This window comes from Brevibacterium sp. LS14 (genome assembly GCF_012027885.1).
Classification (GTDB): Bacteria; Actinomycetota; Actinomycetes; order Actinomycetales; family Brevibacteriaceae; genus Brevibacterium; species Brevibacterium casei.
This window is the reverse complement of record NZ_SJXG01000060.1, coordinates 493,342-515,579: the sequence shown is the minus strand read 5'-3', so window position 1 is coordinate 515,579 and position 22,238 is coordinate 493,342. Positions and strand designations below refer to the sequence as shown.

At 68.3% G+C, this 22,238-nt stretch carries 23 protein-coding genes, 1 tRNA gene and 2 pseudogenes; 17 read left to right on the top strand and 9 right to left on the bottom strand.

What is annotated here, in order from left to right; all coding sequences use genetic code 11:
- The first annotated feature begins 180 nt into the window (after positions 1-180).
- From EZE58_RS16885 to EZE58_RS17775, 6 genes and pseudogenes are all read left to right on the top strand, one after another.
- Positions 181-393, top strand: a complete 213-nt coding sequence (locus EZE58_RS16885; RefSeq protein ID WP_006215449.1) for a hypothetical protein — start codon at positions 181-183, stop codon at positions 391-393.
- The gene (locus tag EZE58_RS16880) at positions 393-641 is read left to right on the top strand and encodes a hypothetical protein (protein WP_006215448.1); all 249 of its coding nucleotides are present in this window, start codon (positions 393-395) and stop codon (positions 639-641) included. Before EZE58_RS16885 ends, EZE58_RS16880 begins: the two co-directional genes overlap by 1 nt.
- 342 nt (positions 642-983) lie before the next feature.
- Positions 984-2,405, top strand: coding sequence for a Rep family protein (locus EZE58_RS16875; RefSeq protein ID WP_040340996.1), 1,422 nt, complete (start codon positions 984-986; stop codon positions 2,403-2,405).
- Positions 2,402-2,992, top strand: a complete 591-nt coding sequence (locus tag EZE58_RS16870) for a hypothetical protein (RefSeq protein ID WP_006358982.1) — start codon at positions 2,402-2,404, stop codon at positions 2,990-2,992. The genes EZE58_RS16875 and EZE58_RS16870 overlap by 4 nt, the downstream gene beginning before the upstream one ends.
- Positions 2,989-3,537: pseudogene (locus EZE58_RS17780) on the top strand (relaxase/mobilization nuclease domain-containing protein); the annotation flags it as partial. The gene EZE58_RS16870 and the pseudogene EZE58_RS17780, both read left to right, overlap by 4 nt.
- Positions 3,538-3,862: 325 nt before the next feature.
- Positions 3,863-4,762, top strand: a complete 900-nt coding sequence (locus tag EZE58_RS17775) for a hypothetical protein (protein ID WP_040340997.1) — start codon at positions 3,863-3,865, stop codon at positions 4,760-4,762.
- A 370-nt stretch (positions 4,763-5,132) separates the two neighbouring features.
- Here the strand turns inward: EZE58_RS17775 and merA are convergent, their stop codons facing one another.
- Positions 5,133-6,554, bottom strand: coding sequence for a mercury(II) reductase (gene merA, locus EZE58_RS16850; RefSeq protein ID WP_006215442.1), 1,422 nt, complete (start codon positions 6,552-6,554; stop codon positions 5,133-5,135).
- Between the two features lie 105 nt (positions 6,555-6,659).
- Here merA and EZE58_RS16845 point away from each other — a divergent pair, with 105 nt between their 5' ends.
- Complete coding sequence (locus tag EZE58_RS16845) at positions 6,660-7,049, top strand: heavy metal-responsive transcriptional regulator (protein ID WP_009375587.1); 390 nt, start codon at positions 6,660-6,662, stop codon at positions 7,047-7,049.
- A 43-nt stretch (positions 7,050-7,092) separates the two neighbouring features.
- Here the strand turns inward: EZE58_RS16845 and EZE58_RS16840 are convergent, their stop codons facing one another.
- From EZE58_RS16840 to EZE58_RS16830, 4 genes and pseudogenes are all read right to left on the bottom strand, one after another.
- Entirely contained in the window at positions 7,093-7,461 is a 369-nt protein-coding gene (locus tag EZE58_RS16840) for a hypothetical protein (RefSeq protein WP_009375588.1), read from the bottom strand.
- Positions 7,458-7,781, bottom strand: coding sequence for a hypothetical protein (locus EZE58_RS17770; RefSeq protein ID WP_346773195.1), 324 nt, complete (start codon positions 7,779-7,781; stop codon positions 7,458-7,460). The genes EZE58_RS16840 and EZE58_RS17770 overlap by 4 nt, the downstream gene beginning before the upstream one ends.
- 355 nt (positions 7,782-8,136) lie before the next feature.
- A pseudogene (locus EZE58_RS17765) lies at positions 8,137-8,280 on the bottom strand (MerR family DNA-binding transcriptional regulator); the annotation flags it as partial.
- A gap of 53 nt (positions 8,281-8,333) precedes the next feature.
- Positions 8,334-8,837: a GyrI-like domain-containing protein gene (locus EZE58_RS16830; RefSeq protein WP_167560962.1), complete on the bottom strand. Its 504-nt coding sequence runs from the start codon at positions 8,835-8,837 to the stop codon at positions 8,334-8,336.
- 181 nt (positions 8,838-9,018) lie between these two features.
- Between EZE58_RS16830 and EZE58_RS16825 the strand changes: the two genes are divergently transcribed.
- The 10 genes from EZE58_RS16825 to EZE58_RS16780 all read left to right on the top strand — a co-directional run bounded on the left by EZE58_RS16825 (position 9,019) and on the right by EZE58_RS16780 (position 18,511).
- Entirely contained in the window at positions 9,019-9,828 is an 810-nt protein-coding gene (locus EZE58_RS16825; protein ID WP_009375595.1) for an LLM class flavin-dependent oxidoreductase, read from the top strand.
- Positions 9,829-9,925: 97 nt separating this feature from the next.
- A complete protein-coding gene (locus EZE58_RS16820; protein WP_308443540.1) occupies positions 9,926-11,437 on the top strand; it encodes an MFS transporter in 1,512 nt (503 codons plus the stop codon).
- Between the two features lie 90 nt (positions 11,438-11,527).
- Positions 11,528-12,781 carry an EAL domain-containing protein gene (locus tag EZE58_RS16815; protein ID WP_009375599.1) on the top strand — a complete coding sequence of 418 codons (1,254 nt, stop codon included), beginning with the start codon at positions 11,528-11,530 and terminating at the stop codon, positions 12,779-12,781.
- 69 nt (positions 12,782-12,850) lie between these two features.
- Positions 12,851-12,924: transfer RNA gene (locus tag EZE58_RS16810), tRNA-Ile, on the top strand.
- A gap of 134 nt (positions 12,925-13,058) precedes the next feature.
- The gene (locus EZE58_RS16805; RefSeq protein ID WP_009375600.1) at positions 13,059-13,550 is read left to right on the top strand and encodes a DUF3145 domain-containing protein; all 492 of its coding nucleotides are present in this window, start codon (positions 13,059-13,061) and stop codon (positions 13,548-13,550) included.
- A 336-nt stretch (positions 13,551-13,886) separates the two neighbouring features.
- Positions 13,887-14,846, top strand: coding sequence for an ABC transporter substrate-binding protein (locus tag EZE58_RS16800; protein ID WP_009375601.1), 960 nt, complete (start codon positions 13,887-13,889; stop codon positions 14,844-14,846).
- Positions 14,843-15,874 (top strand): iron ABC transporter permease, encoded by a 1,032-nt coding sequence (locus EZE58_RS16795; RefSeq protein WP_009375602.1) that lies wholly within the window; start codon positions 14,843-14,845, stop codon positions 15,872-15,874. The genes EZE58_RS16800 and EZE58_RS16795 overlap by 4 nt, the downstream gene beginning before the upstream one ends.
- Complete coding sequence (locus EZE58_RS16790; RefSeq protein ID WP_009375603.1) at positions 15,871-16,953, top strand: iron chelate uptake ABC transporter family permease subunit; 1,083 nt, start codon at positions 15,871-15,873, stop codon at positions 16,951-16,953. The genes EZE58_RS16795 and EZE58_RS16790 overlap by 4 nt, the downstream gene beginning before the upstream one ends.
- A complete protein-coding gene (locus tag EZE58_RS16785) occupies positions 16,950-17,750 on the top strand; it encodes an ABC transporter ATP-binding protein (RefSeq protein WP_009375604.1) in 801 nt (266 codons plus the stop codon). The genes EZE58_RS16790 and EZE58_RS16785 overlap by 4 nt, the downstream gene beginning before the upstream one ends.
- Positions 17,747-18,511, top strand: a complete 765-nt coding sequence (locus EZE58_RS16780) for a GntR family transcriptional regulator (protein ID WP_009375608.1) — start codon at positions 17,747-17,749, stop codon at positions 18,509-18,511. Before EZE58_RS16785 ends, EZE58_RS16780 begins: the two co-directional genes overlap by 4 nt.
- Before the next feature lie 110 nt (positions 18,512-18,621).
- Here the strand turns inward: EZE58_RS16780 and fabF are convergent, their stop codons facing one another.
- The 4 genes from fabF to EZE58_RS16760 all read right to left on the bottom strand — a co-directional run bounded on the left by fabF (position 18,622) and on the right by EZE58_RS16760 (position 22,226).
- On the bottom strand, positions 18,622-19,863 hold the full coding sequence (gene fabF / locus EZE58_RS16775; RefSeq protein ID WP_040340998.1) for a beta-ketoacyl-ACP synthase II: 1,242 nt from the start codon (positions 19,861-19,863) through the stop codon (positions 18,622-18,624).
- 68 nt (positions 19,864-19,931) lie between these two features.
- The gene (locus tag EZE58_RS16770; protein WP_009375612.1) at positions 19,932-20,183 is read right to left on the bottom strand and encodes an acyl carrier protein; all 252 of its coding nucleotides are present in this window, start codon (positions 20,181-20,183) and stop codon (positions 19,932-19,934) included.
- Between the two features lie 118 nt (positions 20,184-20,301).
- The gene (locus EZE58_RS16765; protein WP_009375613.1) at positions 20,302-21,303 is read right to left on the bottom strand and encodes a beta-ketoacyl-ACP synthase III; all 1,002 of its coding nucleotides are present in this window, start codon (positions 21,301-21,303) and stop codon (positions 20,302-20,304) included.
- A 5-nt stretch (positions 21,304-21,308) separates the two neighbouring features.
- Positions 21,309-22,226, bottom strand: coding sequence for an ACP S-malonyltransferase (locus EZE58_RS16760; RefSeq protein WP_009375619.1), 918 nt, complete (start codon positions 22,224-22,226; stop codon positions 21,309-21,311).
- Positions 22,227-22,238 lie beyond the last annotated feature (12 nt).

Below are 22,238 nucleotides of genomic sequence, written 5' to 3'. Positions count from 1 at the left end.
TCATGAGTCAACTCGTCATTGCAATGGTGAGTCGACTCGTGGGAGAGTGGTTGCAGACAAGAAGATCCCACCGGGGCCGCGACTTAGAAGCGCGGGGTTCTGCTCCCGGATGAGTAGCCGGTCAAACAGCCCAACTACCGTGGCGGGGAACCGGAAGATACTCATATCTGAGGACTTCCGATGTCTGTCGTTATCGACGTTCCCCGCGCATCCGCGCTTGACTGCCCTGCTCTCGATCAGGACTCGTCTCCCGTTCCGCATGCTGATGGGCTCGATCCCGTCATCGCCGCCGCCCGCGCCGCCGGTCGCCGAGCCGGTGAGCGCCTGGCACTCACTCCGCTGACGCCGCGACAGCGCGCCGCCGTCGCCGCCGTGATGGGCGGTGGTCGCTGATGAGCGCGAACTCCGCCGCCTTCGATCACCTGACCAGCTTCCGCTGGCGACAGGGCGACCCGTCCCTCGCCGATGGCGAGGCCCAGCTCTACGACCTCGGCGTGCTCCGCTCCGTGCTGGAGGAGGCCGTCGAGATCGCCGTCGCCGACGCCCGCGCCGACGGGGTGACCTGGGCCAGGATCGGCGACGCCCTCGGCGTCACGCATCAGGCTGTCATCAAGCGCTACGGCCGGGGCGGTGGTCGCTGATGCACGCCGACGCACGCAACCTCAGCACCGCACCCGCCGACCTGACCCCGCCCGGAGGGCCTGGCCTGGCACCCGCCGAAGGCGGGCTGCCCATCGCCGTGATGACGGTCCGCAGCCGTGCTTCGCACTCCAAGAGTTTCGGGGGCCTCATTCGTTCCTACGGGCGCGGCAAGGGCTTGTCGATTGCCGCGCCTTGCAACAACGCGCCTGGTCAGAAGCCGATTCCGTCTTCGCTGCGTCGCGTCGCCTCGCGGGTTCATTTGAGGTCTCATTTGGGGGTCAATACGGGGTCATTTAGGCGCCGCACCCCCTCTGCGGCCCTCCACGCCGCCTGCGACGGGGGTGGTCGCCGTGGCTAAGCAGGAGAACAACCCGACGAGCATCGGGCTCACGCAGTACCTCGATCCGTCGTACTGGACCTGGGCTGCCGAGGACCCGAACGGGGCCGCGCTGCTCGAGCAGGGAGCCGGGGCGATCCTCGCCTACGTCGCGCAGCGGCTCGAGGCCATCGGCTGCGAGGTCATCGAGGCCTACGGAATCGTGCACGACAAGGATGAGCGCGAGGTCTGGAGCGACACGGAGAAGGCTCTGGTGGTCGAGCCGAAGCCCGATCACCTGCACGCGGTCATCAAGTTCGCCAGCCGTGCGAAGAGCGCGCCGCTGGCTCGGCTCGCGTTCGGCATCGGCGTCGAGCCCCAGTACGTCGAGAAGCCGGGCCGCGGTCGGTACGCCTTCGACAACATGCTGTCGTACCTGACTCACGTGAAGTATGCGGACAAGCATCAGTACGCGCCGTCGGAGGTCGCCACGGTGCGCGGGCCGGACTACCTCGGGATCGACGCCCAGCGCCGGGAGACCTGGCTCAAGGGGCGCGCCCACGTGAAGAAGAAGGTCGTCGCGGAGAACTTCGAGGACATGCGGGAGCGGGTGCTGCAGGGCGAAATCACGCGGGATCAGATCATGCTCACGGACGAACTGTTCGACATCTACTCGCGGCATCAGCGGGAGATCGACGACGCGCTGTCGGCCTACGGCCAGCGCCGCGCGTACCGGGCGGCCGCGAAGCTGCGCGCCGGTGCCTTCTCGACGCACGTGGTGTTCGTCCACGGGGATGCCGGGATCGGCAAGACTCGGTTCGCAACGGATTTCATCACCGAGGCGATTAGCGCGGCCAATGCACATGGCGAGCGGTGGCAGGTCTACCGTGCCGCGACGGGGAACCCATTGGATGACTGGCGGGGCGAGGAGGTGCTGCTGCTGGACGATCTGCGGGCCTCGGCGATGGACGCGAACGATTGGCTGCTGCTGCTCGATCCGTATAACGCCTCGCCTGCGAAGGCTCGGTACAAGAACAAGGGCGAGGTGGCTCCGCGCCTCATCGTGATTACGGCGACGATCGAGCCGGTCGAGTTCTTCTACTACGCCCGCCAGAAGGGCAACGTGGACGAGGCGCTGGACCAGTTCATCCGCCGCCTGGCGTCGGTCGTGAAGGTCTACCGCGCCGACGACATCAACCGCTACCTCGTGCAGCACATCGGGAAGATCGAGCCCTACGAGTGGCACCAGTGCAGCATCCCGACCGCCGCGCACACGCCCGGCATGTACGGCAACGCGTACCACCAGAACGCCGGGTCGCGGGAACTGACGTACGGTCCGGAGACCTCGGCGGAACACGACGCGGACGGTGCGGTCGCGGAGCTGCTCAGCGGGCTCGCGGTGCGAAGTCCGGACGTGCCGCTGGCGCTGATCGAAGGTGCCGCATGAGCACCGATCAGCATTCGCTCTTCCAGGGGGTCGAGGGGGCCGGAGGCCCCTCGCAAGCAGGGCTGGAGGACACGAGCGTCAGCGATGTGTCCGACAGGCCTACTGCTTGCCACTCTGGCGTACAGGTGGAGCAGCAGACCGACTCCCAGGTGAACACCGGTCGGGCTGATGCGGAGGCTGTGCGTCAGAGTCACGGCGGCGCGAAGCGTCGTCGTGGGGGCCGCGCGAAGCTCGATACCGACTTCGGGGAGGAGACGCTCGCGGCGCTTCGCACTCGTGCGAAGCGGCTCGGGCTGGCTCCGAGCACGTGGGTACGGACCGTCGTACGCGATGCCCTCCACGCCTCCCGCTCGGAGGAGTTGGACGCCGCCGTGGCGGCGCACCTGCTCGGGGTCGAGGCGCGTGTGCAGGCGTCGGCGGACGCTCGTGAGCTGGCTGCCCAGGTGCGCCCGCTGGCGATCAACGTCAACGACTTGGATCGCCGCGCGCGCGCCGGTGAGGCGGTGGCGCTGTCGTCGGAGGTGCCCGAGCTGATCGAGCTGCTGCGCGAGGTCCGCGCCTTGCTCGGGGATCGGACGGCCGCATGAGCACCACCCACTACAGCCCGAGCACCAGCGCCGCCGACACCGAGCGCTATATCCGCGGGAAGGAGGACGAGCGGGGCGTCGCGATCACGTGCGAAGTGCCGGGAGGCCCTGGCGCATTCTCGGCGCGCGCACGGGCGCTCACGCAGAACACCACGCGCGAGGTCGAGGCGCTGCATTACCGGCAGTCTTTCAGCGACGAGGAGTTCGACCCGAAGAACCCGGAGCACGTGCAGCGGGTGAACGATCTCGGCTATCAGCTCGCGAAGAGGATGCACCCCGACTCGGACTGCCTCGTGGTCAGTCACGTGGATGGCCGGGGCAGAAAGCCGCATAACCACATCTTGGTCATCAATCACAGCAACCGGACCGGAAAGGCGCTCTCGGACTACCGGACGTTCCACGATCGCAAGGCCGGGAACCAGCGGGGCGTGCAGTCGGCGAACGACGAGCTGATGCGAGAGCACGGGCTCTCGGTCTTGAAGCGGCTGGAGCACGCGCCGAAGGACTGGGAGCTGCGCCGCGAGGACTTCGCGGAGGGCGGGCTCGACCGCGAGATGGGTGACCGGATGAGCGCCGCACTGGCCGACCCCCGCGTGGTGGACAAGGCCGGTCTCGAAGCGGTGATCGAGGAGCAGAACCAGCAGCTCGACGACGCCGGGGAACGTGTGCCGAGGATGCGGCTGCACAGCCCCGTCAGCAAGAAGGGCAAGCGCGCCGGGCAGGAGACCTGGACGCTCTACATCGAGGACCGCCGCGGCGAGTCCGGCCGCGCCGATCGCCGCAAACGCGCGAGCGCGCTCTCGGCGGACTTCACCCCGGAGGGCGCGCAGGCGTTCTTCGACTACCACCAGCAGCAGAAGGAGCAGGAACATGAGCGCAGCGCTCGACAGGCTGAAGCAGCAGAACGGGCCCGTGCAGTCGCCGCAGCCGCTCGGCAGTCCGGAGACGATGGAGCTGTTGACCTCGATCCTCGCCGCCGTCGAGGCGCAGAATACGAGGATTGCCACGCTGACCGAGCAGCAGAAGAAGCTCGCGGGGTTCGTGAAGGTCATGGACGAGGAGACGACGAGGCGGCTGGAGCGGATCACGACCCCGGCGTCGACCTCCTCGCCCTCCAGCGACGTGTCCGCGAGGATCGCGAGTATCGAGAGCAGGCAGAACGAGATCGCGAGCACGCTCGGCGAGTTCGCGCAGAGTCTCAACGGCGAGAGCTTGAACGCCGCGTCGCGAACCTTGGTCGCGGAGGCGCAGAAGAATCGCGCGGCTACGGCCTCGGCGATTGAGGGTCTGAAGGTGCAGGCCACAACGAACCAGAAGCTTGTGAGCCAGGTCGGCGGCGCGGTGCAGCGGATCGAGAAGCGTACTGAGGAGCGGGTCGAGAAGGCCGTCGAGCAGGTCGCCGGGAAGGCCTCGGCCACGATGACCGCGAACCTCGACGCCTCGAACGAGCGCGCCGAGCGGATGATGGCGGCGACGGCGAAGCTCGAAGCGCGTCAGCTCTGGTCGGCCGCCGCTGCGATGTGCCTCGCCCTGCTGCCGGTGGTCGTGGTCGTCGCCGGGCTCTGGATGGGCATCGCCGGTCTCATCACGGGCGCTCAGTGGGCGCTCGACGTGGACGGGCGCATCTGGCTCGGCATCGGGCGCTGGCTCGTGGTCTCCGTGGGTCTCGCCGGGGCCGGCTACGGGCTCTTCGCGTCCGTCCGCTCGGCCGCCGGTCTCGTGGAGACGTGGAAGGGTCGCGGGGTGCCGAAGTGGCCGAGGTGGCGATGATGGCTGGATCCGCTCGAGCTACCGGTTCCGATCAGCGGTCGAAGGATTTTCGCAGCAGCCGGTCCTGCGGCCTCGGTGCCGCCGCCCTAACCTGACGAGCATCCCCGCCGTGACAGCCATCACGACGGCGATCCCGGCACCGATGATCCAGGGGTTACCGAGGATCCCACCGACGCCCGCGAGTGCTCCGCCCGCCGCGATGAGCGGCAGGCCGCAACAGAGCAGCAACGGAAGCGCGCAGCATGCCAGCAAGAGCAGTCCGGTCCCTGCAACGACGACGGGACCGGCGCGCCGTTCGTCGCGGTCCTGATCGGCGCTCGTCGTCTGCACCTCTTCAGGATGAGATCTCCCCGATTGCCTGCGCTGCCGGTCATGCGCAGCACGACAGCAGCGACGGGTCGGTGGTGAAGGCCTTCGCGGCGATCCGGATGCCCTCGGCCATCGTCAGGTAGGGAGCCCAGGCGTCGGCGATCTCGGCGACGGTCTTGCCGAGCACGTGGACACCGGCGGCGGCGAGCTCTCCGGCGTCCTTGGCGACGGCGGTCAGGCCGAGGATCTCGTTCGTGTCGGCGTTCACGACGATCTTGATGAACCCGCGGGTGTCGCGGTTGACCAGCGCGCGGGGCACGTGGTGCAGCGGCAGGACGCGGCAATCGCAGCGGATCCCCGCAGCAAGCACTTCCTTCTCGGTCATCCCGACCGCTCCGATCGCGGGCCCGGTGAACGTCACCCGCGGCAGGCGGGAATAGTCGACGGCACGATCGGCGTCGGCGAACGCGTTCTCGGCGACGAGGGTGCCGTGGTGGGCGGCGACGTAGACGAACTCGGGGTGCCCGGTCACGTCGCCCGCGGCCCAGATCCGCGGGTTCGAGGACCGCAGCCGGTCGGAGACGACCACCTCGCCGGAGTCCCCGGTCTTCACCCCGACCGCATCGAGGTTCAGGCCATCGGTGACGGGACGGCGTCCGAGGGCGACGAGCACCTGCTCGGCGCGGAACTCCTGCGAGTCGCCGGACACGTCGGCGGTCACGACGGCCTCGCCTCCCGTGCCGCGGGAGACCCGGGTGGGCACCACGCGGCGGACGACGCGGATGCCTTCGTCGGCGAACGCCTCCTGAAGCGCCTTGGACACCTCCGGCTCCTCCTTCGAGGCGAGCCGGGACCGCACCAGCAGCGTGACCTGCGAGCCGAGGCGAGCGAACAGCTGCGCCTGCTCCAGGGCGACGTAGCCGCCGCCGAGCACCAGCAACGACTCAGGAACCTCAGCGAGTTCCATTGCCGTGGTCGAGGTCAGGTACCCGGTCTCCTCCAGGCCGTCGATCGGCGGAGCCCACGGGCGAGAACCAGTCGCGACCAGGAAGTGGTCGGCCTCGATGGTCTCGACCGTCCCGTCGCCGGCGATGATCTCCAGTACCGGGGCGTCTGGGCCGCCGGCGAACGATGCATCGCCGCGGCGGACCTGCCAGCCGTAGGAGTCGGCGACGTCGGCGTACTTCTCGCCGCGCAGCGACTCGACCAGCGCCTGCTTCCCGGCGATCAGCGCAGGCATGTCCACTGTCTCAGCCGTCGCCGCGATCCCCGGGAACCGGCCTGAAGCGTCGGCGGCGACGTGACGGGTGTCGGCAGCGGCGATGAGGGCCTTCGACGGCACGCAGCCGGTGTTCACGCAGGTGCCGCCGAGCGTCCCGCGCTCGATCATCACCACCGACTTGCCGAGCGTGGTCGCACGGATGGCGGCGGCGAATGCTCCGCCTCCGGATCCGATGATGGCGAGGTCGTACTTGGTAGGCATCGCTGCTCCTGTCAGTCCTTGGCTTTCTGCTCTGTCTCAGCCATACTGGACCTTCCAGTGCACGGGAAGGTCAAGCCTGCTCCTGCCGAACGATCGGAGGCCGCGATGCGCATCGGAGAACTCGCCGAACGCGCGGGCACCACGGCGAAGACGCTCCGCTTCTACGAGGGGCAGGGGCTGCTTCCGCCGGCCGAGCGCACGCAGTCCGGCTATCGCGACTACGCACCCGAGACGGTCGCCCGGATCGACTTCGTCCACCGCGGCCAGGCCGCGGGCCTCACCCTCGCCCAGATCCGCCAGATCCTCGACATCCGCGACGGCGGCCATGCGCCCTGCGAGCACGTGCGCGACCTGCTTGACGTGCGCCTCGCTGAGATCGAGCAGCAGATCGCGCAGCTCTCCGTGCTGCGCGACACTATCGCGGACCTCAGCCAGGACGCCGCGCACCCGGACCCTGAAACGTGCAGCACCGATCAAGTGTGTAGGTACTTGTAGACGACGGTAGCCAATGACTCCAACGCTACAACCCCGATATGCGCTAAGCGCACTCGCTGAGATACGTTCGGACCTCCCTAATCTTGGCAGCCTTCGACGTGCTCGCGAACTTGAACACGTGACTGAAGTGCATTCGGACTGACTCACAATCTACGAAGCCATCACAGGAAGCGAGTCGGCCGTGCGTGATGATCGTATTGACTTCGAGGTAGTTGGGCATGCTGCCCGGGCACGCGAAGCCGGCCGGGACAACGTCACTGGCGACCCCTCGCCCGGCGACTGTCCAGGTCACATCATCGGTCAACCATGCGGTCATGGCCTCGGCGTCGCTCTTCGCCCAGTTAGTGACGAACTCTCCGACTATGGCGATTCTCGGCGCATTCCCGCAGTCCGTGGGAAGAACGATTTTCATATGCTCAACTGTCCTTCATTTGCGGTGACCGGCAATGCAACCTCACATCGCGGCACCGAGTCTTGGTTGTCGGGTGTGTAGATTTCTCGAGGCGGTCCCGCATGGGCGAAACCGAGTTGACGAGCACGCATCTGGACCGCTTCGAACGCCGCGAGAATCCTGGGGAACTGCACATCCTCGGAAACGACGCGCGTGAACAGCTGCAAATGCTCCCGTTCCACTCGATGGGCACGCTCCGCGTCGCGGAGCGGCACACAGACCTCGATAGGCCCGTCGGACTCCCAGCCGACTTGGCCGTGGTAGATCACGACGAAGCCCACCGCTTGCACCGCCGCGTCCGTCCGCGAGCTGCAGGAGTCTCGCTGCACTGGAGCGAATGACATCAGGCAGCTCGCGGGCGGACGTGTGCCGGGTCGATGTCAGAACTGCGCTGTCTGGAACGGTTCGCAGCGACACCTCAAACCGGGAGGATCCAGGCTGGCCGTCTCCGTCCAACGAGCCCTCTGCGACCGCGTGCTCGATGAAGCGAGCCAGGGATTGGCGACGCGTGTGCCGTTCCGCTTCGGCTTCCCGATAACGCGTTACAAAGGCTGCTCTTTCGTCTTCAGGCAGTCCCAGCAGCTCCCTGATCTGGCCAAGAGGCATGTCGATGCGCCGGAGCATGGTGACGAGACGGGCGACTTCGATCTGAGACTGGCTGTACTTCCGATAGCCGTTGAACGGATCGACCGCATCGGGCGAGAGGAGGCCGTTCCGGTCGTAGAGCCGGAGCGCCTTCGGCGACAGCCATGTGGCCGCCGCGAACTCTCCAATCGTCATTAGATCGGCCATGCCCCTCCTCAGGAGTCCAGTCTATCGAAGGCTCTGCGCGCTCAGACGGTCTTGAACAGCAGATCGGTGACCCACTTGGAGGGGTCCGGTTCTTCCGCGGGATCGGTAAGGAAGTGCTCGGCGTGGCCGGTCCACAGTCCGCCGTTGTCGTCTTCGAGGACGTCGAGGCGATGCCCGTTGGCCTCGGCCCATTTCTTGGCCTCGCTGTGTGCCGCCGGGATGGCATCGGGCGCGCCAACATGACGGCCGACGACGTAGGTGCCTGCCGGGAGGGCACCGAGAACGAGACCGTCTGTCGGCTTGACCGGTTCGGCGATCGGCACCGCGACGGTGAGGTCAGCCGTGTCATCACTGTTTCCGATGTGACGGTAGACGTAGAGAGGCCCGCCAAGCGGCGTAACCTGGTGCTCGCCCAGCCACTGATAGATCCGCGGGATCGCCTCGTTGGGGCCGCCGGGCGCGCCGAACTCCGAGAATCGGGCGCTGAGGGGAATGCCGATATAGTGAACAGTCTGCCGCTCTTCGGCTGCGATGTTTAGTGCCATTTCAGATCACGTCCTCTTTCCGTATTGCCGGTGGCGTTGTGACCACCTGCAACCACTTGACGCCTTCCCCCAGGGGCAAGGTCAAGCGCCCTCGGTCTGAGGCTTCACCGGACCAGCTGCCCACGATGGCAAGGTCGAGTCATCCGTGGCAGCGCCTGCCTTCGAGCGCTATAACCCAGACATGCGCTATGAGAACCCGCTCTACCTCGCCGAGGAGTCCGCGGCCCTCGACCTCCTCTCCGACGGTCGAGTGGCGATCGGGGTGAGCCGGGGATCACCGGAACCCGCCGAACGCGGCTGGGAAGCCTTCGGCTACCTCGACGCCGAGGACGCCAAGGGTGCGACGATCGCCCGGGCGAAGTTCGGGAAGTTCATGGACGCAGTCCGCGGGGAGAAGGTCGCGCCGGCTGATCCCGCCCAGTACGGTCCCGGCGCGCGCCTCGCCATCGAACCCTTCGCACCGGGTCTCGACAAGCGGATCTGGTGGGGCGCGGGCACGGCGGCGACCGGGGAGTGGGCTGCCGCGCAGGGCGTCAATCTCATGAGCTCGACCCTGCTCACCGAGGCGTCCGGTGAGTCCTTCGGGGACCTCCAGCGTGCCCAGATCGACAGGTTCCGCGACGCCTGGCAGGAGGCCGGCCACGACTGGGCGCCACGGGTGTCCGTGAGCCGGAGCATCTTCCCGATCACGACCGACCTCGACGACCTCTACTTCGGGCGGCGCTCGAGCGCGGACGGCGACCAGATCGGCATCATCGACGACATGCGCTCGACGTTCGGCAAGACCTACGCCGCGGCACCCGACGTCCTCATCGATCAGCTCAAGGCCGACCCGGCGATCGAAGCGGCCGACACGGTGATGCTGACGATCCCCAGCCAGATCGGCGTCGACTACAACCTCCACGTCCTCCAGTCCTTCGCCGAGCACGTCGCTCCGGCTCTCGGCTGGAAGCCGAATTGGGAGGGGCCGGTCACCGGTTATCCGATCTGAGTCGCCTGCGCGGCTTCGGCCCGTGAGTCGGACGCTGCGGGCCCCGTCGTGTCACCAGGGGCTATCATCGCAGGCAGAGACGATGACGTGAAGGAGCGTGGATGCGGTGGCCGGCGGCGAGATGACCCAGGTGCAGAAGCGGATCCTCCTCATCTCTCTCGTCCCGCTCTTCATGTCGCTGCTGTCGGTGTCGATCATCAACGTCGTGCTCTCGGCGATCGGGCAGGACCTCGGTGCCTCGTCCTCTGCGCTCCAATGGGTGCTCACCGGCTACGCACTGTCCTTCGGCGTCGTCCTCGTCGCCGCCGGACGGGCTGGCGACGTCTTCGGCCGCGCCCAGCTCTTCATCGCCGGCGTCAGTCTCTTCGGAATCTCGTCCTTGGTGGCCGGGCTCGCGCCTGACCCGCTCACGCTCAACATCGCCCGCGTCCTCATGGGCTTCGGCTCGGGCCTGCTCAATCCGCAGGTCGTCGGTCTCCTCCAGCAGTACTTCCAGGGTCCGCAGCGGGGACGGGCGTTCGGGCTCATGGGCACGATCGTCGGACTCTCCGTGGCGATCGGGCCCGTTCTCGGCGGCGTGTTCATCGCCGTCTTCGGGCTCGACTGGGGGTGGCGGGCGTCGTTCCTCGTCAACGTCCCCATCGCGATCGTCGCCGCCCTCCTCGCCCGGGCGTGGCTGCCGGACACGGCCTGGCACCCGATCGCCCAATCGGATCCGGCTCCCGACCAGGTCGCCGCCGATGAGCACACTGCGCCGAAGGCTACGGTCGAGCCTGCGACCGGCGGGCGCGGACGCGCGCGTCACGACCTCGACCCCATCGGCACCATGCTGCTCGGCCTCGGCGTCCTCCTCGTCCTCCTCCCGTTCGTCGAGGGCATGCTCGGCTGGTACGTCTGGCTCGCGCTGCCGATCGGGCTCGGAGTCATCTGGTCGTGGACCCGGTGGGAGCGGAGCTACGCCGCGCGCGGACGCACACCTATGGTCGACCTCGATCTCTTCCGGATCCGCAGCTTCAGCAGCGGTGCGGTCATCATCACCCTCTACTTCATGGGCGTGACGAGCGTGTGGGTGCTCGTGGCCATGTACATGCAGCAGGGACTCGGACACACGGCCCTCGCCGCCGGTCTCATGGGTCTTCCCGCGGCTCTGCTCTCCGCGGTCTCCGCCGACGTCTCCGGCCGGTTCGTCTTCCAGATCGGGCGCAAACTCGTCGTCTGGGGCATCGTCACCTGCCTTCTCGGCCTCGTCTCCACGGTCGCCGTCGTCGTCCTCCTCGCCAATGGCATCGGCGGCGAATGGTGGATGCTGCTCACCCTCAGCTTCGTCGGCATCGCCCAGGGCATGGTCATCAGTCCCAACCAGACGCTCACCCTCCAGGAGGTGCCGCTGCGCTACGCCGGATCCGCCGGCGGAGTGCTCCAGACGGGGCAGCGCATCGGCATCTCGATGGGTTTGGCGATCATCACCGCCCTCGCCTTCGCCGCCGTGGCCGGAGGCGACTGGAGTCGGGGGATCGTCGTCGCCTTCGCAGCAATCGCTGTTGTCGTCATCGGTGCCGGATTCGTGGGAATCGCCGAGGTCAGGCGGGGGCGGCGTCCTCAGCTCTGAGCGCAATAATGTTCCCGAATCGCAACAGCCGACTCATCTGTCATGTGGAAGACTGTGAACGCGAGTTCCCACATGGAAGGACAGACGGTGGTGCAGACGGTGAAGGATGAGGACCTCGACCTTGAGGAGCTGGTGCGCTCCGGAGGGATCGAGACCCGCTTCGCACCGGTCGTCGATGCCTTCACCTTCGACACCATCGGCTATCAGGTCCTCCAGGCACCCGTCGGCGACCCTGCGCTCGGCCATGCCGAATCGGAGAACCTGCGCCGCGCGATGCATGCCTCGCCGATGATCGGCGACCTCGACGCGTCGATGCGCGACACCGCTCTGCGCACCGCCGAAGGAGCCGGCCTGCCGAACTCGAACCGTCTCTTCCTCCACGCCGAGGAGGAGTCCTTCGCCACTCTCGAGGACCGCACGACGGCGCCGGACCGATCCGTCATCCTCCAGCTCGATGCCTCCCGGGTCTCGTCCTCGCCCGCTTCGGTGCTCCGCTCGGTGCGACAGGCCCGCTCCATGGGCTGGGGCGTCGGGATGTCCTCGGTCGGACCGGATCTGCGCAGCACCTCGTTCGTTCCGCTCGTCAATCCCTCCGTCGTCGGTCTCCACCCCGACGTCCTCACGGTCGAGTGCAACGCCCAGCTCGCCGAGCTGAACCGGCTCCTCCATGCCCACCTCGAGCGTACCGGTGCCGTCATCCTCGCCGAGGGGGTGACGACCGAGGACGATCTCGACCGTGTGCGTGCGCTCGGGGCGCGCTTCATGTCCGGGCCCTACTTCGGCCGCGCCACCCGTGAACCGACCCCCGTGCCCCCGCCTGCCGAGGACGGTCTGGCAGACCACCATTCGCGCAACCTTCCGGCGCTGGGCACCCCGTACTCGATCGCCCAGGGTCTGCGACGCGAACCCCTGGTGATGAACCGCGAACTCCTCATCGCCCAGATCGCCGCGCTCGAGGAGCGCGCCCTGGCCTCGGGGGCGGCGACGATCGCCCTCGGCGTCTTCGGTGAGGAGACGACCTTCTCCCAGGCGACCTACGACCGGTACGAGCGCATCCGCGACACCGTCGGACTCACCGCGATGTTCTCCGGCGGCTTCACCACCCCGCCGGTCCCGGGCGTGCGCGGGGGAGTCGTCGACGCCTCCGACCCGATGCGCAACGAGCACGGAGTCGTCGTCGTCGGTCCCGACTGGTCGGGGCTCGTCGCCGCGTCGAAGCGCAACGATCCCGGCAGCGACGGGCAGACGGTCTACGACGTCTACATCACGACCGAACGCTACACGTGCGTCGACGCCGCGAGGAGCGTGCTCACGCGGATCTCACCGACCGCCTCGGCGGGCTGAGGCGACACCACGGCCGACGACATGGGAATGGGAGGCGGGCGACCTCCGGTGCTACTCTGGTCTCGGCTCGCCCCCGTAGCTCAGCTGGTCAGAGCAGGGAACTCATAATTCTTTGGTCGTCGGTTCAAGTCCGACCGGGGGCACTGGCGATCAAGAACCCAGGTGAGACGGCATTTCGGTGCTTGGCTCGCAGGGCATCGTCGACTATCATGAGCCGTGTACCTCCTTTCGGATCGTAGGGGAAGACGTATCCGAGTCAGGAGGCACACAAATGGATATGACACAGGGCGTACTCTTCGTCCACTCAGCACCTCGCGCGCTCTGCCCGCACATCGAATGGGCAGCGGGCGGGGCGATCGGTGCGCAGGCGCGCTTCGACTGGACACCCCAGCCGGCAGCGCCCGGCCTTGTGCGCGCCGAGGTCTGCTGGCGTGCGCCCGCAGGCTCCGGCTCTCGCATCGCCTCCGCGCTGCGCGGGTGGGACTCGCTACGCTACGAGGTCACCGAGGAACCCTCCACCGGAGTCGACGGCGGACGCTGGAGCCACACGCCCGACCTCGGCATCTACCACGCGGTCACCGATTCCGTCGGCAACATCCTCGTCCCCGAAGACCGCATCCGCTCGGTCATGGAACGCGCCGGCGGCGACCCCGCGAAGCTCGCCCATGAAATGGCCCTCGCCCTCGGCGAAGCCTGGGACGAAGAGCTCGACGCCTTCCGCCACGCCGGTGAGGGTGCTCCTGTCCGCTGGCTGACGAAGGTCGGCTGACGCCGCACTCCCGCGTGACTCCCCTCACATCTGAGGAACCCTGACCGCCGTTCGGTCCGTCGCAGACCGACCCCTCACCGATCCCGTATGACGACAGCGGGCATGTCTCTGCCTCCGACGTGCCCGCTGTCGTCGTCGTGCCCCGCCTTCGCCGCCGTCGTGGGGAATCGGGAGAGCGCCTCCGACAGCCCGGCCTGCCACTGCCGCACCGACTCAGCTGCCGCCGGCGGTGACAGTCGGCCCTGACAATCTGCCTGGTCCGGCCCTTTCCCATTCAACGGTGGCTGTGACCTGCGTCATCTTTACAGTCGACTGGATAAGGTTAGGGTAACTTTCATGACTACAACACCGCGGCTGCTCGCCGCTCTCGCCCTGGTTCCCGCCCTCCTCGCCGGCTGCACTGCCACCGCCGGCGCCTCCGGATCCGACTCCTCTTCGGGTGGCACCCGCACCGTGGAGACGTCGCTCGGTACGGTGTCGGTGCCCAAGGAGATCGACTCCGTCGTCGTCCTCGAGGGCCGCCGCGACCTCGACATCGTCCTCTCGCTCGGTCTGCCGCTCACCGGCTTCCCCTACGAGGAGGAAGGCGTCCTCGATCTCGAGTCCCCGGTCAGCGATGAACTCGAGGCGGCCAAGAAGGACGGGGCCAAGGAGCTGTTCCTCGACGACGAGATCAACCTCGAGGCGATCATCGGCGCCGCCCCCGACCTCATCGTCTCCCGGGCCGAGGACGTCGAGCCGATCCGCGCCGAGCTCGAAGCCATCGCCCCGGTCATCGCGATCGGCGACCAGAGCACGAGCACCTGGCAGGAGGACCTCGAACTCGTCGCCGCCGCCACCGGCACCGAGGATCGTGCGAAGGAGCTCATCGCCGGCTACGACGAGCGCGTCGCCGCCCTGAAGAAGGACTATGCGGAGGAACTGACCTCGAACACGTTCGTCCCGCTCAGCTACAACGAGGAGAGCCTCGAAGTCCGCCCGAACCGTCTGCTCTCGTCGAACCTGCGCGACCTCGGGGCCACCCCGGCGAGGTCCTTCCAGGATGCGATCGACGGCAAGGAGGTCTCCTACAGCATCGAGCAGACGCTCGAGAAGTTCGAGGACGCCGACGCGATCATCGCCCTCGTCAACGACAGGCAGGTCTGGTCGCAGTTCCAGGACAACGGCCTCTACCAGCAGCTGCCCGCGGTCAAGGCCGACAACGTCATCCGCTCCGACAAGCAGACCCACGAGGGAGCCGCGCTGACGGCCGACCACAACCTCGGCATCATCGAACAGCTCCTCAAGACGCTTTGACCGCGACCGCACTCGCTCCTGCACCAGCATCGCGTCGCCATCGCCGAGGCGGCGGGCCGCTCGGGCTCGCCGTCCTCGGCGTGGTGGTCATCGTCGGACTCAGCGTCCTCGTCGGATCACGCTCTCTCGATGTCGCCGCCGTCGCCTCGGCGCTGTTCGGTCAGGGCACCGCCGAGGCGACGGCCATCGTGTGGGAGCAGCGGGTCCCGCGCACCCTCTTCGGACTGTTCGGCGGGGCCGCCCTCGCAGCCGCCGGAGTCGTCATCCAGGGTCACACCCGCAATCCGCTCGCCGATCCCGGGCTGCTCGGAGTCACAGCCGGTGCGTCGCTGGCCGTGGTGCTCAGCATCGCCGTCCTCGGACTCGCCACACCGGCGGAGTATCTCTGGTCGGCCTACCTCGGCGCCGCCGTCGTCCTCGTCATCGGGGTCGTCGCCAACCGCCGCCGGGACGCCTCTCCTGCCTCACTCGTCCTCGCCGGTGCTGCCGTGTCCGCGCTCCTCGGGGCGATCAGCGGAGTCGTCCTCCTCCTCGACCAGGCAGCCCTCGACGTCTACCGCTTCTGGACCGTCGGCTCGTTGGCGGGCAGTCGGGGACTCGACTCACTCAGCCTCGTCGCCCCGCTGATGATCGCCGGCGCCATCCTCGCCGCCGCGCAGTCGCGGTCCCTCGACGCTCTCGCCCTCGGCTCCGACATGGCCCGATCGCTGGGCCGCAGGCTCCTGCCCGTTCAGATCGCGGGCCTGCTCAGCGTCACGCTGCTCGTCGGCGGGGCGACCGCTCTCGTCGGTTCGCTCGGGTTCGTCGGCCTCGTCGCCCCGCACATCGCCCGGGGGATCGTCGGACCCGCCCACGGTCGGCTCCTGCCGCTGTCGGCGGTGCTCGGTGCCGCCCTCGTCCTCGCCGCCGATGTCCTCGGCCGCCTGCTCGTGGCCCCCGCAGAGCTGCCGGTCGGCATCGTCCTCGGCATCATCGGCGGGCCGGTCTTCCTCATCCTCGTCATCAGGCTCTACAGGAGGCGGCCATGACCACCTCGACGCTCTCGGCACCGCGGACGCTGCGCATCGGCGCGGTCTCCCTCCGGTGGTCGCCGCGGACGTTGTTCGTCACGCTCGTCGCGGCGATAAGCACCGTGGTCCTGGCAGTGCTCTCCCTCGGCGCGGGAGAGATGTCGCTTCGCCCCGATCGGGTGCTCGCAGTCCTCACAGGCGGCGGCACAGAGCAGGAGCAGCTCATCGTCCTCACCCTGCGCCTGACCCGCACGGTGCTCGGCATCCTCGTCGGGGCGATGCTCGCCCTCTCCGGGGCGATCGTCCAGACGACGACCCGCAACGGCCTCGCCAGCCCCGACCTCCTCGGCGTCACCGCAGGTGCCGGAACCGGCGCGGTGGCCGTCATCGTGCTCGGCGGAACCGGTCCGACGGCGTCAGGCATGTCGACCCTCCTCCACGGCCTCGGCACCTCGGCGGCCGCGCTGCTCGGCGGTCTCGCCGCCGCGCTCACGGTCGCGGCGATCCTGCGCCTGGCCGCCGGCGGGGGACTCCAGATGCTTCTCATCGGCGTCGGCACCTCGGCGCTCTTCGGAGGACTGACGAGCTGGATGCTCATCACAGCGAACATCAGCGATGCCGCCCGGGCGAACGTGTGGCTCGCCGGTTCCCTCAACGGGCGCGGGCCCATCGAAGTCGTCCTCGCTGCGGTCACCCTCGGCATCGTCGGCGCCGTCCTCGTTCCGCTCTCCACCCGCCTGCCCGCACTCCACCTCGGCACCGACCTCGCCTCCGCGCTCGGTCAGGACGCCCCCGTGACCCGCAGCGGCCTGCTCCTCGTCTCCGTCGTCCTCGCCTCCATCGCCGCCGCTGTCGCCGGGCCGATCGGCTTCGTCGCCCTCGTCGCGCCCCACATCGCCCACCGGGCGACCGGTGCCGCGCGACCGCCGCTGTTCACCTCGGCGCTCATCGGGGCCGGCATCGTCGTCGCCAGCGACCTCGTCGCCCGCACCATCGCCTCTCCCATCCTCCTGCCCACGGGCGCGATCACCGCGATCATCGGCGCCCCCTTCCTCATCTGGCTCCTCGTCCGCCAGGGAAAGGACTCCGTCCGATGAGCTCGGCCTTCCACCTCACCGACGTGCGCGTCAGCCTCGGCGGGCGCACCATCCTCCACGACCTCAGCCTCGACATCCCCGCCGCGTCGACGACGGCGATCGTCGGTCCCAACGGCTGCGGGAAGTCGACGCTTCTGCGCACGCTCTCCCGACTCCAGGAGCGCACCGGCGGCATCCACCGGGAGGGGAGGGACATCGGGGAACGCAGGCCACGGGAGTACGCGAAGGACGTCGCGCTTCTGCCTCAGTCCCCGGAGGCACCGGAGAACCTGCCGGTCATCGATCTCGTCTCCCGCGGCCGCGACCCGCACCGACGCTGGTACGACCAGTGGTCGGAGGCCGATGAACGGGTCGTCCGGGAGGCCTTGGCGGCGACCGGGCTGACCGACCTGTCCGAACGTCCTCTCGGCACCCTCTCCGGAGGACAGCGCCAGCGCGCGTGGATCGCACTCACGCTCGCTCAGGCCCCCGAGGTCCTCCTCCTCGACGAACCGACGACCTACCTCGACGTCGCCCATCAGATCGAGGTCCTCGAGACCGTCACCGACCTCCAGCGCAGGCGCGGCATCACCGTCGTCATGGTCCTCCACGACCTGGGGATGGCGGTGCGCTACGCTGACCACATCATCGCGATGCAGGACGGGCGGATCGCCGCCGCGGGACCGGCCGACTCGACGCTGACACCGGAGGCCATCCGCGAGGCGTTCGGCATCGACAGCGTCATCCTCACCGACCCTGTGACCGGACGCCCGGTCATCGTCCCGCACCGCGCACCCCAGACCGTGGAGGGCACATGAGGACGACGACCGGACGCGGCAGGCGCGTGGGCACGAGGATCGGCGGTCCGCGCAGCGCTGTCGCCCTCGCCGTCGACGCCCTGCGGCTGCGCATCCTCCGGGGTGATCTCGCACCGGGGGCGCATATCGGGGAGCAGAGTCTCGCCGATGAACTCGGCGTCGGACGTGCCACCCTGCGTGAGGCCCTGCGCGACCTCGAGCACGACGGACTCGTCGTCCGCGTCCCCGGCGTCGGCACCCGGGTGATCTCGCTCAGCCTCGAGGACGCCTACGAGATCGTCACCCTCCGCGAGCACCTCGAGGACCTCGCCGTCGACCTCGGCGTTCCCGCCTCCCCGGCACGGGTGGAGAGGCTCATGGCCGCCGTCGCGGACCTTGAGAGGGGAGCAGCCGACGGTGACGAAGCCTCCTCCGTCCCCGACAGCCTTGCTTTCCACCGCGCGTTCATCGCCCTGTCCGGCAACACCAGACTCACCGCTGCCTTCGAGACCATCCTCTACCCATTGGGGCTGCTCATGCAGCTCAATCGGCGGGCCAGCTCCGCGGCGGAGTCGCTGAGCGAGCGGGCCGCCCGGCACCGCCGACTAGCCGAACTCGTCCGCGCCGGTGACCCTGAGGCGGTGCGCGCGGAGATGAGCAGCCACCGGACCACGGCATTCCTCCGTTCAGGCGAGCTGTCGACCGAGGAACTCAGCGATGCCGCGAAGGCCTGGGTGGACTACCGGACGACGCTCGACACGCAGTCCCCGACGAAGCGCTGAGGATCCGCCTCTCGCCGCCGACACACGAAGCGCCCGACGAAGCTGGGCGCAGAGACAGCGAGGGCCCCAGCGCAGACGCTGGGGCCCTCGACTCTGTCGCCGGATCGGGATCAGACCGACTTGAAGGCGACGACGGCGTTGTGTCCGCCGAAGCCGAACGAGTTCGACAGGGCGGCGATGTCGCCGTCGGGCAGCTGCGCGGGAGTGTCCCGGACGATGTTGATCGACACCTTGGGATCGACCTCGGTGATGTTCATCGTCGGGGGAGCGGTCCGCGTCTCGAGCGCCTTGACCGTGAAGATCGCCTCGACCGCACCGGCACCGCCGAGGAGGTGGCCGGTCATCGACTTCGTGCCGCTGACGAGGGTGTCCTCGATGTGGTCGCCGAGGAGTTCGGCGATTGCGACGGACTCCGGGATGTCGCCGACGGGCGTCGACGTGGCGTGGGCGTTGACGTGCTTGATGTCGGCGGGGGTGAGCCCGCCGGCCTCGAGCGCCTGCTCCATCGCCTGCAGCGCGTACTTGCCCTCGGGTTCGTTGCCCGTGATGTGGTAGGCATCGTTCGAGATGCCCCAGCTGGCCACCTCGGCGTAGATCTTCGCTCCACGTGCCTTCGCGTGCTCCTCGGTCTCGAGGACGAGCGCGCCGGCTCCCTCGCCCATGACGAAGCCGTCACGGTCGACGTCGTAGGGCCGCGACGCGGTCTCCGGGGAATCGGTGCGACGGGAGAGCGCCTGCATCGAATTGAACGCGGCAAGGGTGATCGGGTGGATCGCCGCCTCCGAACCGCCGGCGATGACGATGTCCGCGTCGCCTTCTGCGATGAGATCGTAGGCGTGGCCGAGGCTCTCCGTCGACGAGGCGCAGGCCGAGACCATCGTCTGCACACCCGCCCGTGCCTTGAACTCCATGCCGATGGCGGCAGCGGGTCCGTTGGGCATGAGCATGGGGACGGTCAGCGGCATGACGCGGCGCGGACCCTCCTCCTTGAGCGTGTCCCAGGCGTCGAGCAGCGTCCACACGCCGCCGATGCCCGTTGCCCACGACACGGCGGTGCGTTCGGGGTCGGTCTCGGACAGGCCCGCATCCTCCATGGCCTCACGGGCGGAGATGAGGGCGAACTGGCTTGAGGGGTCCAGCCGCTTGGCCTGGACGCGCTTGAGCTTCTCGGGCACGACCTCGGGGTCGACGGTGGCGGCGAAGTCGACGGTGAGGTCATACTTCTCCGCCCAGTCATTGTCGAGGGTGCGGACGCCGGACTTCCCGGCCAGCAGCGCCTGCCAGGTCTCGTCGACCGTCGCGCCCAAGGGTGTCACCGCACCGATCCCGGTGACGACAACTTTTGGTGTCATGGTGGAAACCTCGTCGATAGTGTGGGACACGGCCCGTCGGTGGACGGGCCGTGTTCGTCCTCAGTGGTTCAGGCTTCTTGGGCCTTGTTGATGTAGTCGACGGCATCCTGGACGGTGACGAGGTCCTTGACATCGTCGTCCGGGATCTTCACACCGAACTTCTTCTCGGCGTTGACGACGATGGTCATCATCGAGATGGAGTCGATGTCGAGGTCGTCGGTGAACGACTTGCTCGGCTCGACGGCCTCGACGGCCAGGCCGGTCTCTTCGTTGACGATCTCTGCGAGTCCGGCGAGGACTTCAGCTTCGGTGAATGCCATTTCTTTCCTACTTTCTAGTGACGACCGAGGTGCCCCCGGTCGGAGTGGAACCGTTTCGACGAGTGTCCCGCCGAATATCTTAGGACATTCACGGAGTGTTTTCCGTGAACGGGCGGTCTCAGGGGAGGCGGACGACCTGGGCGCCGTAGACGAGTCCCGCACCGAATCCCATCTGCAGGGCAAGGCCCCCGCTGAGCTCGGGCTGCTCGCGCAGCAGGCGTTCGGTGGCCAACGGGATCGACGCCGCCGAGGTGTTGCCGTTGTCGGCGATGTCCCGGGCGATGACGACGGACTCCGGCAGGCCCAGCTGCTTGGCGAGTTCGTCGATGATGCGCATGTTCGCCTGATGGGGGATGAACGCGGCGAGGTCGGAGGCTTCGACACCTGATTCCTCGAGCGCCTTCTTCGCCACCTCGGCGCCGTCCCAGACGGCCCAGCGGAAGACGGTGGGCCCGTCCTGGCGCAGGGTCGGGAACGGCAGTTCGCGGTCGTCGCGAACGTCCATGAGCGAGTCGGTCATCCGGATCGTCGACCAGTTCTCGCCCTTCGAGCCCCACACCGTCTTCGAGATGCCGGGCTCGTCGGCCGAGGTGATGACGACGGCGCCGGCGCCGTCGCCGAGGATGAACGAGATCGACCGGTCGGTGGGATCGATGACGTCGGAGAGCTTCTCGGCGCCGATGACGAGGATGTTGTCCATCGTCCCCGAGCGCACGAGCGCATCGGCCTGGGCGATGCCGTAGCAGTACCCGGCGCACGCGGCGCTGATGTCCCAGGCGGGCACCGGGCCGGTGCCGATGCGGTCGGTGAGCGCGGCTGCCGCCGAGGGTGTGAAGTACGGGAAGGTGACGGTGGAGATGATGATCCCGCCGATGTCCTCGGGCTTGAGCCCCGCCGAGGCGATCGCCTCGAGTGCTGCCTCTTCGCACATCTCGAGGACGCCGACGTCCTTGCTCGCGCGCCTGCGGGTGACGATGCCGGTGCGCTGGCGGATCCACTCGTCGGAGGAGTTGATCGGCCCGGCGATGTCGTCGTTGGTGACGAGGTTCTCGGCACGGTAGGCGCCGATGCCGGCGATCTTCGAGAAGCGGCCGGTCTCGGCGGTGTTGAGAGTGGGCATGGCGGTCATCCTTCTGCTCCGGCGTGGGCTGCGGCGAACTCACGGGCACCGTCGAGGTCGGCGGCGGTCTTGATGGGATACGTCTCGACGCCCTTCATCGCCCGGCGGGCGATGCCGGTGAGCGTGCCGCCGGGGACGAGCTCGATGAGCCCGGTCACACCCATGTCCACGAGCGTCTCCTGGCAGAGGTCCCAGCGCACGGGATTCGTGACCTGGGCGACGAGGAGGTCGACATACGCCTTCCCGGATTCGACCACGGAGCCGTCGGAGTTCGTGAGGATCGGCAGGTCCGGGTCGGCGACGCCGAGACCGGCCGCGGTCTCGGCGAGAGCGGGAACGGCGGGAGCCATGTAGTCGGTGTGGAAGGCACCAGCGACCGGCAGCGGGATGACCCGGGCGCGCTCGGGCGGGTTGTCCGCGAGTCGCTCCAGGTCCGGAAGGGAGCCTGCGGCAACGGTCTGGCCGCCGCCGTTGACGTTGGCGGGGCTGACCCCGGCGGCTTCGATGGCGGAGAGGACATCGGCAGGTTCGCCGCCGACGACGGCCGACATCCCGGTCGGTGTCTCTGCGGCGGCCGCGGCCATGCCGGATCCGCGGACGGCGACGAAGCGCATCGCATCAGCGGGAGAGAGGATACCGGCGATCTGGGCAGCGGCGATCTCTCCGACGGAATGCCCGGCGACGACGTCGGGAGTGACCCCGAGTTCGGCGGCGCACGCGATCGCCGAGGCGACGAGGAGGGGCTGCGCGAGCGCGGTGTCCTTGATCGTCTCATCGTCCGAGGTCGTGCCGTGCAGTCGCAGGTCGATGCCGGAGGCCGACGCGAGGTCGTCGATCTGGGCGGAGAAGGTCTCGAGTTCGAGGAAGGAGGAGAGGAAGCCTGACTTCTGGGCGCCCTGGCCCGGGCAGGTGATGACTAGCACTCAGTTCTCTTT